This is a genomic window from Rhizobium sp. LC145 (assembly GCF_001005825.1).
In the GTDB taxonomy this organism is placed as follows: domain Bacteria; phylum Pseudomonadota; class Alphaproteobacteria; order Rhizobiales; family Rhizobiaceae; genus Neorhizobium.
The window spans coordinates 124270-136626 of the sequence record NZ_LBHV01000005.1 but is presented as its reverse complement, the minus strand read 5'-3'; the positions used below and the strand labels follow the sequence as shown (position 1 = coordinate 136626).

The 12357-nt window shown below is 62.1% G+C and carries 10 protein-coding genes; 2 read left to right on the top strand and 8 right to left on the bottom strand.

Going from position 1 to position 12357, the window contains the following annotated elements; all coding sequences use genetic code 11:
* Window positions 1-4 precede the first annotated feature (4 nt).
* Window positions 5-1009, top strand: coding sequence for a TRAP transporter substrate-binding protein (locus YH62_RS16100; RefSeq protein WP_046795266.1), 1005 nt, complete (start codon window positions 5-7; stop codon window positions 1007-1009).
* Window positions 1010-1091: 82 nt separating this feature from the next.
* Here YH62_RS16100 and YH62_RS16095 read toward each other — a convergent pair whose 3' ends face one another.
* The 8 genes from YH62_RS16095 to YH62_RS16060 all read right to left on the bottom strand — a co-directional run bounded on the left by YH62_RS16095 (window position 1092) and on the right by YH62_RS16060 (window position 8411).
* A complete protein-coding gene (locus YH62_RS16095) occupies window positions 1092-1949 on the bottom strand; it encodes a DMT family transporter (RefSeq protein ID WP_046795548.1) in 858 nt (285 codons plus the stop codon).
* 86 nt (window positions 1950-2035) lie between these two features.
* A complete protein-coding gene (locus YH62_RS16090) occupies window positions 2036-3238 on the bottom strand; it encodes a mandelate racemase/muconate lactonizing enzyme family protein (protein WP_046795265.1) in 1203 nt (400 codons plus the stop codon).
* A 19-nt stretch (window positions 3239-3257) separates the two neighbouring features.
* Window positions 3258-3974 carry a FadR/GntR family transcriptional regulator gene (locus YH62_RS16085; RefSeq protein WP_046795264.1) on the bottom strand — a complete coding sequence of 239 codons (717 nt, stop codon included), beginning with the start codon at window positions 3972-3974 and terminating at the stop codon, window positions 3258-3260.
* 80 nt (window positions 3975-4054) lie between these two features.
* The gene (locus YH62_RS16080) at window positions 4055-4849 is read right to left on the bottom strand and encodes an APH(3')-II family aminoglycoside O-phosphotransferase (RefSeq protein ID WP_046795547.1); all 795 of its coding nucleotides are present in this window, start codon (window positions 4847-4849) and stop codon (window positions 4055-4057) included.
* 10 nt (window positions 4850-4859) lie between these two features.
* The gene (locus YH62_RS16075) at window positions 4860-5489 is read right to left on the bottom strand and encodes a 2-dehydro-3-deoxy-6-phosphogalactonate aldolase (protein WP_046795263.1); all 630 of its coding nucleotides are present in this window, start codon (window positions 5487-5489) and stop codon (window positions 4860-4862) included.
* A 13-nt stretch (window positions 5490-5502) separates the two neighbouring features.
* On the bottom strand, window positions 5503-6423 hold the full coding sequence (locus YH62_RS16070; protein ID WP_082118374.1) for a 2-dehydro-3-deoxygalactonokinase: 921 nt from the start codon (window positions 6421-6423) through the stop codon (window positions 5503-5505).
* A 141-nt stretch (window positions 6424-6564) separates the two neighbouring features.
* Entirely contained in the window at window positions 6565-7050 is a 486-nt protein-coding gene (locus tag YH62_RS16065; protein WP_046795262.1) for an MgtC/SapB family protein, read from the bottom strand.
* A 104-nt stretch (window positions 7051-7154) separates the two neighbouring features.
* A complete protein-coding gene (locus tag YH62_RS16060; RefSeq protein ID WP_046795261.1) occupies window positions 7155-8411 on the bottom strand; it encodes an AGE family epimerase/isomerase in 1257 nt (418 codons plus the stop codon).
* A gap of 169 nt (window positions 8412-8580) precedes the next feature.
* On the opposite strand from YH62_RS16060, the gene metH reads away from it, so the two are divergent.
* Complete coding sequence (gene metH / locus YH62_RS16055; RefSeq protein ID WP_046795260.1) at window positions 8581-12351, top strand: methionine synthase; 3771 nt, start codon at window positions 8581-8583, stop codon at window positions 12349-12351.
* Window positions 12352-12357: the final 6 nt, after the last annotated feature.

The window sequence follows — 12357 nt, the reverse complement described above, 5'->3', positions numbered from 1 at the left end:
CAAAATGAGAAAGCTGCTTCTGACGACAACTGCAATCGCATTCGCCTGCTCGGCGGCCGCTCCGGCCTTCGCCGAATTTAGCGACCGCAACATCCGCGTCTCCAACGGCATCAACGCCGACCATCCTGTCGGCAACGGCATTGAGGCCATGCAGAAGTGCCTGGACGAGAAGTCGGGCGGCAAGCTGAAGCTCACCGCGTTCTGGGGCGGTGCTCTTGGCGGCGACCTGCAGGCGACCCAGGCCCTGCGTTCCGGCGTTCAGGAAGCTGTCGTGACTTCGTCCTCGCCGCTCGTCGGCATCATTCCGGCGCTCGGCGTGTTCGACCTGCCGTTCCTCTTCGCCAATCCTCAGGAAGCCTATACCGTGCTCGACGGTGACTTCGGCAACATGATGAACGAGAAGCTGGAAGCTGCAGGCCTCGTCAACCTTGCCTATTGGGAGAACGGTTTCCGTAACCTGTCGAACTCCGTTCGTCCGGTCACCAAATGGGAAGACTTCGAGGGCCTGAAGGTCCGCGTCATGCAGAACAACATCTTCCTCGATACCTTCCAGAACCTCGGCGCCAACGCCACTCCGATGGCTTTCGGCGAGGTATTCTCCGCTCTCGAGACGAAGGCGATCGACGCGCAGGAAAATCCCTATGTGACGATCGACACTTCGAAGTTCTACGAAGTGCAGAAGTATGTCACCGAGACGAACCACGCCTATACGCCGTTCCTCTTCCTGTTCTCGAAGCCGATCTTCGATACCTATGCCCCGGAAGAGCAGGCTGCTCTGCGTGAATGCGCAGTCGTCGGCCGCGACGTCGAGCGTCAGGTCATCGCCGACCTGAACAAGAAGTCGCTGGAGAAGATCAAGGAAGCCGGCCTGGAAGTGAACACGCTCTCTCCGGAAGAGCAGGCTCGCATCCGCGAGAAGTCCATGGTTGTCTACGAAAAGCACAAGGCTGCGATCGGCGCCGACGTCGTGGACGGCATCGTCGCCAAGCTGAACGAAATCCGCAAGTAACGGAAAAGGCCGTGCCCAAGGGCACGGCCTTTTTTGCATCAGAGAGCCCGCGGCTTGTTCGGCCGCGGGTTCTTTTCGTTTGTCACTCGGGAACGGCAGGCAGGACCTTTTCCTTCTTCTTGAGCGTCTGCTCGCGCACGAAGATGAAGAGGCCGGAGGCGATGATGAGCGCGGCGCCGATCATCATGCCGAGGCGCGGCACGTCGCCGAAGAAGAGCCAGCCGAAAACCACCGCCCAGAGGAGCAGCGTATACTGAAGCGGCGCGACGGTTGCCGCGTCCGACATCTTGAGCGCCCGGTTGACCAGCATATGCGCCGACATCGCGACGATGCCGAGCAGGCCTAGCAGCAGCAGGTCGCGGCTTGAGGCGATCGGCGCCCAATCGAACGGAACGAAGGCCAGTCCCGCCAGCCCGGCGCCTACGACCTGGAAAAAGACCAGGGTGCTGTCCGGCGTGCCGCGCAGGAAGCGCCCGGTGATCAGCATGAATGCGAAAGCCGCACTGCCGATGATGGAGATCACCGCCGGCATGGTGAACATCGCGCTCGACGGTTCCAGCGCGATGATGACGCCGACGAAGCCGATGGCGATGGCGGTCCAGCGCCGCCATCCGACCTGCTCGCCGAGCAGGAAAGGCGAGACTGCCGCTACATAGATCGGCGCTGCGAGCCAATAGGTCATGACATCTGCGAGCGGCAGGTAGATGACGGCATAATAGAAGCAGAAGACCTCGGCCGTGGAGAAGACCACACGGGCGAACTGCATTTTCGGCCGCTCCACCTTCGTGAGGCTCGCCACGCCCGCCATCCAGACCATCGGGATCAGGATCGCGAGCGCCGCGAGACTGCGCAGGAATACGACCTGGCCCAGCCCGTAGGACGAGACGAGCCATTTGCCCATGGCATCGTTCAGCGCGAACATCACCATGCCGAGCAGCATCAGCAAAGGACCGGTGGCGGCGGAGATTTTTCGCTCCGCCGCGGTTGTCGTCGTTGTCGTCAATTATTCCTCCCTTGCAGTATAATTCAGATGTCGGATGCGTCCGACATGCGCCGGCTGACGGTGAAGGCGCGTTCGAGTTCCGGATTGAGTTCCATGCCGAGACCGGGACCCGGCGGCACGGTTATCATGCCGTTCTTCACTTCGGGAAGAGCGGTGACGAGATCGCGATACCATGTCTTATAGAAAGCACGAACGCTTTCCTGCACCAGTGCGTTCGGCGCGTTGAGCGAAAGATGCGTGGAGGCGCAAAGCACCACGGGACCCGTGCAGTCATGGGGCGCGACCGGCAGATGCCAGGTCTCTGCCATGGAGGCGATCTTGCGCGCTTCCGAAAGGCCACCGCACCAGGAGATGTCGAGCATTACAATGCCGGCGGCGCCAGTCTCCAGGTAGTCACGGAATCCCCAGCGGGTCGCAAGCGTCTCCGAAGCGGAGATCGGCGCGGACGAGACTTCTGCATAGCGTTTCAGGCTCGAGAGGCTGTCCATCTTGATGGGGTCCTCGTGCCAGAAGGTCTGGTAGGGCGTCAGAGCCTTGGCGATCTGCATCGCAGGCAGGAGCTGCCACATGGAGTGGAATTCCACCATGATGTCCATCTTGTCGCCGACGGCTTTGCGAATCTTCTCAAAGGGTTCGAGTGCGAACTTCAAGTCCGGCATGGAGATGTACTGGCCGCGGGTCTTTTCGGCCGCCGCATCGAACGGCCAGATCTTCATGGCGGTGATGCCTTCCTCCAGCAATGATTCCGCCAGTTCATCGGCGCGATGCAGGAAGCCGTTCAGGTCGTCATAGGTCGTGCCGCCGGTCAGCCCGTAGTTCGCCGTCGTCTGCCCGGTGTTCTTCTGGATGTATTCGGTGCCGGCACAGGTGTTATAGGTGCGGATTTCCTTGCGGCTGAAGCCGCCGAGAAGCTGAGCGATCGGCTGGCCGGTCGCCTTGCCGAAAATATCCCAAAGCGCGATATCGAAGGCGGAATTGCCGCGAACTTCGGCACCGGAGGAGCGGAAGCCGATATAGCCGACGAGCTCATTGGCGAGCAGATCGATCTGCAGCGGGTCGCGGCCGATCACGCGTGGCGCGACATATTCATGGATGTAGGATTCGACGGTTTCCGCACCGAAAAAGGTCTCTCCCAGGCCGGTAATGCCTTCGTCCGTATGGACGAGGACCCAGAGCAGATTGGTTCGCTCGGCGACGCGCACCGTTTCGAGCTTGGTGATCTTCATGACGTTTCCTTGGGTTTGGTCAAATCAGGCCGGCGTTCAGCAGGGCCTTGATACTTTGGTCAAAGTGCCTGTTCATCAGGTCGGCGGCGGATTGCGGGTCTCCCGCGGCAATCGCCTGCGCGAGATCGAGATGGAGAGCGTTCATGGCGCGACGCTCGTCGTCATTCGCCCGGCTTTTCCAGCCGATCGGCCATGTCTGGCGGGTGACGCCCTGAAAGGCGCCGATGATGAGCGCGAAAACCGGGTTTTTCGAAGCCTTGGCGATGGCAAGATGAAAAGCCAGATCGTGCTCCATCACCTCGTCGGAATTGCCGAAATTCTCTTCCATGGCCTTCGCGTGGCCGAGGATCGCGCGCGCCTCGCCCTCCGTGCGCCGCAGCGCGGCAAGTGCGGCCGTGCGCGCCTCGATCGTGCGGCGTGCGTCATAGATCTGCTGGATGTCGATCTGGTCGGTGACCACGCCATGCTCGATGGTCATGGAGAAGGAGGCGTCGTCGAGCTCGGCGACGGTCGGCCGCTTGCCGGCTCCGAGTTCGACAAGCCGCAGTGCCGCCAGCGACCGCAACGCTTCACGGATAACGGTTCGGGAGACCTGCAGATCCTTCGACAGCTTCGCCTCGGCGGGCAGGCGGTCGCCGGGCTTGAGGTCGTTCTCTCGGATAAACCGCGCAATCGCGGTGACCGCGCCGCCGACGAAATCGGCACCGGTGAGATGCTGTGTCGAGCTGTTTTCCATGTGCTACGTCTTTTGAAAACCTGTAGTACAGGTTTAATAGGCGTAGTTGTTACGTTTGGCAACACGCCTTGCGGGCGGCATCAGAAAAATTCGTCGAGCAAACGATAATAGGAAAGCTTGGCAGGGTCGGGACTCGGCAGACCGTAGAGATCGAGGAAAGGCTGCACCCACTCCTGCCCGAGATTGTAGCGGATGCTCCTGCAGGAAAGCGCGATGTCCTGATGCCGATCCGCCAATCCCAGCCGGGCGCAATCGATAAAGCCGGTGAAGCCCCGCGGGTCGGCCATGATATTCGGCAGGCAGGCGTCGCCGTGGGTAACCACGAGGTCTTCGTTCGCCGGTTTCAGCGTTTCCAGCTCGCGGTAGAGCTCCTCGGAGGAGCGGCCAATCCGTTCGTCATCGAAATCGCTTTCATCGACAACACCTGCCTGCATGCGTGCGCGGACGTGCGGCAGGCGGTTTTCCAACCGGTGATCGAAAGGGCAGGTGGCGATATCGAGGCTGTGCAGCCTTCGGAGCGCATCCGCCAGGAACGTGACGCGATCTGCGGCGGATATTCCGTCTGCGGATGCAAGGTCCTCACCTTCGACCGCGGTCAGAAGCAGCCAGTTGCGCTCCGCATCCTGGGCTTCGGCCACAACGGCGGCACAAGGAATGCCCTGCGCCGCAAGCCATCGCAGCCGCAGGGCTTCATCCGGAAGTTCGGTGAACGGGCCGGCCGGTTCATGCTTCAGGAAGAGGGTAGGGCGATCCGCCGCCTCCAGCCGAAACACGCTTGCCGAAGACCGGCCGAGCATATTCTGCTGCCAGTCATAGCCGGCAAGGCGCGCTTGGAGATTAGCGGGCAGCTCGATTTCATCCGGGAGCGCGCTCATGGCGGTGGCTTCAGGCAACCGCCGCGTCATAGGCGGCGAGCGTCGCTTTCGCCCGTTTGACGACCTCTTCGGCGCTCATGCCCGGCTTGTAAAGGCTGGAGCCGAGGCCAAAGGCGCTGATGCCGGCCTTGATGTAGTCGGAAAAATTCTCGTCCGAGACGCCGCCGACTGCGGCGATCACCAGATCCTTCGGCAGGACTGCCCGGATCGCGGTGATGCCGGAAGGACCGAGCACGCTTGCGGGGAAGAATTTGAGTCCTGTCGCGCCGGCTTTCGCCGCGGCGAGCGCTTCGGTGGGGGTGAAGACGCCGGGAAGGGTCACCATGCCCTTGGCGGCGGCGGTGCGGATGACATCCGGCTCCACGTTCGGGCTCACCATCAGCTTGCCGCCGGCCGCATCGAGGCTTGCAACGTCTTCCACGGTCAGCACCGTGCCGGCGCCGATCAGGCAATCTGCAGGCGCAAGCTTCGCGGCGATCTCGATCGACTTGAACGGCTCCGGCGAGTTCAGCGGGATTTCGATTGCCGTGAAGCCGGTCTCGATCAGCCCGCCGACGACGGCCTCGGTTTCTTCCGGCTTCAATCCGCGCAGGATGGCGACCAGCGGATATTTCATCTCGGGAAAGGGAATGCGGGTCATCTGCCGGTCCTCATCATTGTGCGAGCAGGAGTTTCTGTGCGGCTGCGGCAAGGCCGCGGCGCACCGCCTCGTCGGCGTCAATCGTTTCATGGGCAAGGGAGAGCGCGCGGAACGCGCCTTCGTAAAGGCCGCCCAGCCGCCCGGAGGCCACGAGCCGGATCGCCGGAATGGTGGCAAGGGCCGTGAGCCCCCCGGCGATTTCCGTGCCGATCAGCGTGCCGGAGAGGCGGGCGGCGGCATCGGTGGGCGAAAGCCCATGCAGCAGCATGCCGGAGCGCACGGTGAAGAGGAAATTGGTGACCTGCTGGGGAAAGCGGAAGGCGGCCCGCACAGCTTCCCCGAAAACGGGGTTGTCGCCGTCGAAGCTTTCCGCACCGTCGACCGAATGGGTGAGCACCGAATGCTTCGAGATGACGTCGAACAGTTCGCCGGTCATATAGGTCGCGAAGCTGGTCACCGTCTCGCCCGAAAGGTGAACCCATTTGGAGTGGGTGCCCGGCATGCAGACCACCTGCTGGCCGATCGCGCGAGGGTCGAGCGCGCCGAGAAGCTGGGTCTCCTCGCCGCGCATCACATCAGGCCTATCGGCTGCGCGCTGCGCAAGACCCGGCAGGATGCGGATGTCGCGGCTTTCGCCCGGAACCGGGACGGCACCTTCCAGCACAGCCGGCAGGGAAGCGGGCACATCGACATAACCGGCTTCGATCCAGCCCTGACGGGCACCGGCCATGCCGCAGACGATCACCGGCAGATCAGCAGGTGCGGCCAGGGCGTCGAGATGGCTGGAAAGAATGGTCGAAAAGCCGGCCTTGGCGGCGGTCGTCATGCCTTCGCCGCTTCGCCTTTCGGCAAGCACCTGGTTCTGCGAATCCATCAGCCACAGGCGAAAGCTGCTTGTGCCCCAATCGACAGCGGCATAGGCGGGTCGGGTCAAGAGAAGTCTCCGTCGGGGATCGAGGTCGGATGGCGCGGTTCTATCGCAGGTTCGAGAGACTAGACAAGGGTTCGGGTGCGGTTTTCCGCTCGTGCTTTCCAGCGAAATTCCGAGCGCTCAAAATGCGGGCATTGCGGCGGCCTACTTATCCTTCATGCCGACAGCCACCTCCGTCTTGCGCAGGAGCCAGAGAATGATGATGCCGGCTCCCGTGGCGACCACGGCCACCAGCCACATGCCGAGCCCCGCGCAGAGCCCGATGGCGCCGGATAGCCACATGCTGGCGCCGGTGGTCAGCCCTTTGACGTCTTGGCGTGTATAGATAATGACGCCGGCTGCGAGGAAGGCGATGCCAGCGGTAACGGCTTCCACGAGGCGGATGGGATCGATCTGCACGGTATCGGGCCTGTTTCCGAACTCGTGCATGACCTGCAGGCCAACCAGGGTGAAGACGGTAGAGGCGAGCCCTATCAGCATGTTGGTGCGCAGGCCGGCAGGATTTTTGACGCTCTCCCTCTCCAGACCTATCAGGCCGCAGAGGATGATGGAGCCGAGAATGCGCGCGAAGAGGATCTCGATCGCGACGGGAGCCTGATGGGAGAATTCCTCTGCGAGGCTGTTGAGCATGGCAGGCAACGATCCGGTCGTTCCAGTTTCGTGACGACCGGAGAATGCCGCTGCCGGAGGATAGTTCCCGTTCGAGCGAAGGACGCTCAAATGGCTCCTTTGCTCTAGATGCGCCCTCCGGCTTCCGCAATGACTCGGGTCAGGCTGCCGGTCGCCGGGTAGAGCGGTATCAGGCAGGCCTGGAGCGCATGATAGATATCGCCCTTGCCCGGAAACAGCGTGTGGGCGGGAACGAGGTCTTCCGTCAGCTCCTCATGCCAGCCGCCGTTCTTGTGATCGATGAAGCGGTTGGCAATCGTGCTCCAGATCAGCCGGTAGCTGTCTTCGTAGAAGTCGTCGGCCGGCAGGTGCTGGTTGACGAAATGGGCCGCGGCCGCGCCTTCGCACATCGGCCACCAGAGCTTGTTGGTCTTGGCCGGCTTGTCCTGCCAGTCGAGCGTATAGAAAAAGCCGCCCTTCTCCTTGTCCCAGCCCAGTGACATGGACTGGACGAAAAGATTCTTCGCCGCATCCGGCATCCAGGAGTGCCGCCTGTCGCCGAGCGCCCAGAGCTGCAACACGAGACGCGCCCATTCCAGCCAGTGTCCGGGCGTCGTACCGGCGGGGCGGAACATCTCGTCGCGGTGGTAATAGTCCTTATTGATCCGCCACTCCGTATCGAAATGCTCGGCGACGCGGAAACCGACGCTGCCGGCTAAGCGGCGGATGACGAGGTCGGCGATGCTTTCCGCCTTGTCGAGATAATGTCTCTCGCCGGTGACTTCGAAGGCCGCCATCAGCGCTTCGGTCAGGTGCATGTTGGAATTCTGGCCGCGATAGCTGCCACCGTCGATCGGCGACCAGTCGGCCTGGAACTCTTCCGCGATCGCGCCATGCCGCTTTTCCCAGAATCTGGTTTCGAGGATTTCGGTGATGTCGGCGAGCATGCGATCGGCGAGCGGGTGGCCGATCACCTTGGCGGAAGAGGCGGCAAGCAGCACGAAGGCATGGCCGTAACCCTGTTTGCTGCCGTCGGCCGGTCCGTCGTCGTTCAGCGACCAGTGATAACCGCCGTGCGCGTTATCGCGGTGACGGCTCCAGATGTAGCTCATGCCATGATCGATGAGATCGCCGGAGCCGGGCCGGCCGAGCAGATAGGCGATCGAATAGCAATGCACCATGCGTGCCGAGGCATGGATGCCGCGGACGGGATTGGCCACGGCAAGCGGCCGTCCTTCGTCATCGAGATCGTAGAAGCCGCCCTTCGGGTTCATTGCCCGATATTGAAAGAAATCAAAAAGGCCGTCGGCCTGATCGAGGAGCCAGCGGCGATGATAGGGAAGTTCATTCCACGGCTTCGACAATTGACCTGACTGGCTCATGATTTCTCCGGAATCAAAAGGGGTGGGCAATCGATAGGAACGGCTATAGCCTTCGGCCGTTTCGCTGTCACCGGCAAACTATGGTTCAAAAGCGTCGTCTTCCGATTATTGACATAAAGATATCTTTATGCGGTTATAGGCGCCAATGGTTTAATGCAGGAGAAGCGCCATGTTCGAGGAACTCTTTGGTCCCGAGGCTGCCCGCCGGGACGGCGCGGAAATTCTGAGCGCTCTCAAGGCGGCCGCTCGCGAGCGCATCCTCGTCATCGACGGGGCGATGGGCACGCAAATTCAGGGGCTCGGCTACAACGAGGAGCATTTCCGGGGGGATCGCTTCGCATCCTGCGCCTGCCATCAGCAGGGAAACAACGATCTTCTGATTCTGACCCAGCCGCAGGCGATCGAGGAAATCCATTACCGCTATGCGAAGGCCGGCGCGGATATCCTTGAAACCAACACCTTCTCCTCGACGCGCATCGCGCAGGCCGATTACCAGATGGAAAATGCGGTCTACGACCTCAACCGCGATGGCGCGCGGCTTGCTCGCCGCGCGGCGTTGCGGGCCGAAAAGGAGGACGGCCGGCGCCGCTTCGTGGCCGGCGCGATCGGCCCGACGAACCGCACCGCCTCGATCTCTCCGGATGTGAATAATCCCGGTTACCGGGCGGTGACATTCGATGATCTGCGCATTGCCTATGGCGAACAGATCGATGGCCTTATCGACGGCGGTGCCGATATCATCCTGATCGAGACGATTTTCGACACACTCAACGCCAAGGCGGCGATCTTCGCCTGCGAGGAACGTTTCGCCGAAAAGGGCATCCACCTGCCGGTGATGATTTCCGGAACCATCACCGATCTTTCGGGCCGCACGCTCTCTGGGCAGACGCCTTCGGCCTTCTGGAGCTCCGTCCGCCACGCAAGGCCGTTCACGATCGGGCTCAACTGCGCGCTCGGCGCGGATGCCATGCGGCCGCACCTGCAGGAGCTTTCCGGCGTCGCCGACGCCTTCATCTGCGCCTATCCGAATGCCGGCCTGCCGAACGAGTTCGGCCAGTATGACGAAACACCTGAGATGATGGCTCGGCAGGTGGAGGGATTCGCCCGCGAAGGCCTCGTCAACGTCGTCGGCGGCTGCTGCGGCTCGACGCCGGAGCATATCCGTGCAATTGCAGAGGCGGTGGCGCCTTACAAGCCGCGCGAGGGGCCGGAGCATAAGTCCTTCATGTCGCTTTCCGGCCTCGAGCCCTTCGTGCTGACCAAGGAAATCCCCTTCGTCAACGTCGGCGAGCGCACCAACGTCACCGGCTCGGCGAAGTTCCGCAAGCTGATCACGGCCGGCGACTACACGGCCGCGCTCGCCGTCGCGCGCGATCAGGTCGAGAACGGTGCCTCGGTCATCGACATCAACATGGACGAAGGCCTGATCGACTCCCAGAAGGCGATGGTCGAGTTCCTGAATCTCATCGCCGCCGAGCCCGATATCGCCCGCGTGCCGGTGATGATCGACAGCTCCAAGTTCGAGATCATCGAGGCAGGACTCAAATGCGTGCAGGGCAAGCCGGTCGTCAACTCGATCTCGCTGAAGGAAGGCGAGGAGAACTTCCTGCGCCAGGCACGGCTGATCCGCAATTATGGCGCGGCCGTCGTCGTCATGGCTTTCGACGAAGCGGGCCAAGCGGACACCTACGAGCGCAAGGTGGAGATCTGCAGCCGCGCCTATAAGATCCTGACCGAGCAGGCGGGGCTTTCGCCGGAAGACATCATCTTCGATCCCAATATCTTCGCGGTTGCCACGGGCATCGAAGAGCACAACAACTACGGCGTCGACTTTATCGAAGCGACCCGCACGATCCGCCAGACCATGCCGCTCGTGCATATTTCCGGCGGCGTCTCCAACCTGTCGTTCTCCTTCCGCGGCAACGAGCCGGTACGCGAGGCGATGCATGCCGTCTTCCTCTACCACGCCATCCAGGCAGGCATGGACATGGGCATCGTCAATGCCGGCCAGCTCGCGGTATATGATAACATCGATCCGGAATTGCGCGAAGCCTGCGAGGATGTCGTTCTCAACCGCCGAGCCGATGGTACCGAGCGCTTGCTTGAGGTCGCCGAGCGTTTCCGCGGAACCGGGGGCAAGGAAGCCAAGGCGCAGGATCTTTCCTGGCGTGAACTGCCGGTCGAGCAGCGACTGTCGCATGCATTGGTCAACGGCATCACCGATTTTATCGATGCGGATACCGAAGAGGCGAGGGTGAAGGCCAAGCGCCCGCTCGACGTCATCGAAGGGCCGCTGATGGCCGGCATGAACATCGTCGGCGATCTCTTCGGCTCGGGCAAGATGTTCCTGCCGCAGGTCGTGAAGTCGGCGCGCGTCATGAAACAGGCCGTAGCGGTTCTGCTTCCCTACATGGAAGAAGAGAAGCGCCTGAACGGCGGTGACCAGAGGAAGTCCGCCGGCAAGGTGCTGATGGCGACCGTGAAGGGTGACGTCCACGACATCGGCAAGAACATCGTCGGCGTCGTGCTCGCCTGCAACAATTACGAGATCATCGATCTCGGCGTCATGGTGCCGGCGACCAAGATCCTCGAAACGGCGATCGCCGAGAAGGTCGACATCATCGGGCTCTCCGGCCTCATCACGCCTTCGCTCGACGAGATGGTGCATGTCGCCTCCGAAATGGAGCGGCAGGGTTTTGACCTGCCGCTCTTGATCGGCGGGGCGACCACGAGCCGCGTTCATACCGCGGTGAAGATCCACCCGCGCTACGAGCGTGGCCAGACCGTCTATGTGACGGATGCCAGCCGCGCCGTCGGCGTCGTTTCCTCACTGCTTTCGCCGGAAATGAAGGACAACTATATCGGCACGATCCGGGCCGAATATGCCAAGGTTGCGGCCGCGCATGCCCGTTCCGAGGCGGAGAAGCAGCGGCTGCCGCTCTCGCGTGCTCGCGACAATGCTCACAAGATCGATTGGGCCGCCTATCAGCCTGTCAAACCGCAGTTCACCGGCACGAAGGTCTTCGAGACCTACGATCTCGAGGAGTTGGCGAAGTACATCGATTGGACGCCCTTCTTCCAGACCTGGGAACTGAAGGGTCGCTTCCCGGCGATCCTGGAAGACGAGAAGCAGGGCGAGGCGGCGCGCCAGCTCTACGCCGACGCCCAGGCGATGCTCGAAAAGATCATTGCCGAAAAGTGGTTCCGGCCGCGCGCCGTCATCGGCTTCTGGCCGGCGAATGCCGTGGGCGACGACATCCGTCTCTTTACCGACGAGAGCCGCGCCGAAGAACTTGCGACCTTCTATACGCTGCGCCAGCAGCTTTCGAAGCGCGACGGACGTCCTAACGTGGCGCTTTCCGATTTCGTGGCGCCGGTTTCGAGCGGCAAGGCGGAATATGTGGGCGGCTTCGTGGTGACCGCCGGTATCGAGGAAGTGGCGATCGCTGAACGTTTCGAACGGGCGAACGACGACTATTCCTCGATCCTGGTCAAGGCGCTGGCCGACCGTTTCGCCGAAGCTTTCGCCGAGTGCATGCATCAGCAGGTTCGCAAGGAGTTCTGGGGTTACGCACGGGACGAGGCGCTGACCAACGATCAGCTCGTCGCCGAGGAATATGCGGGCATCCGTCCGGCGCCGGGCTATCCGGCCCAACCCGACCACACCGAGAAGGCGACGCTCTTCCGCCTGTTGGATGCCACTGCCGCCACCGGCGTGGAATTGACCGAGAGCTACGCCATGTGGCCGGGTTCATCGGTCTCCGGCCTCTATATCGGCCATCCGGAGTCCTATTACTTCGGGGTTGCCAAAGTGGAGCGGGACCAGGTGGCGGACTATGCCAAGCGCAAGGGCATGGCGGTCGAGGAGGTCGAGCGCTGGCTCGGTCCGGTGCTCAATTACGTGCCTTCCGCCGATGACGCAGTGGACGATGCGGCCTGACAACGC

Bases quoted from the DNA above. Each gene is read 5' to 3' on its own strand.
- YH62_RS16100 (WP_046795266.1), top strand. From the start codon at position 5: ATGAGAAAGCTGCTTCTGACGACAACTGCAATCGCATTCGCCTGCTCG.
- YH62_RS16095 (WP_046795548.1), bottom strand. From the start codon at position 1,949: ATGCTGCTCGGCATGGTGATGTTCGCGCTGAACGATGCCATGGGCAAA.
- YH62_RS16090 (WP_046795265.1), bottom strand. From the start codon at position 3,238: ATGAAGATCACCAAGCTCGAAACGGTGCGCGTCGCCGAGCGAACCAAT.
- YH62_RS16085 (WP_046795264.1), bottom strand. From the start codon at position 3,974: ATGGAAAACAGCTCGACACAGCATCTCACCGGTGCCGATTTCGTCGGC.
- YH62_RS16080 (WP_046795547.1), bottom strand. From the start codon at position 4,849: ATGAGCGCGCTCCCGGATGAAATCGAGCTGCCCGCTAATCTCCAAGCG.
- YH62_RS16075 (WP_046795263.1), bottom strand. From the start codon at position 5,489: ATGACCCGCATTCCCTTTCCCGAGATGAAATATCCGCTGGTCGCCATC.
- YH62_RS16065 (WP_046795262.1), bottom strand. From the start codon at position 7,050: ATGCTCAACAGCCTCGCAGAGGAATTCTCCCATCAGGCTCCCGTCGCG.
- YH62_RS16060 (WP_046795261.1), bottom strand. From the start codon at position 8,411: ATGAGCCAGTCAGGTCAATTGTCGAAGCCGTGGAATGAACTTCCCTAT.
- metH (WP_046795260.1), top strand. From the start codon at position 8,581: ATGTTCGAGGAACTCTTTGGTCCCGAGGCTGCCCGCCGGGACGGCGCG.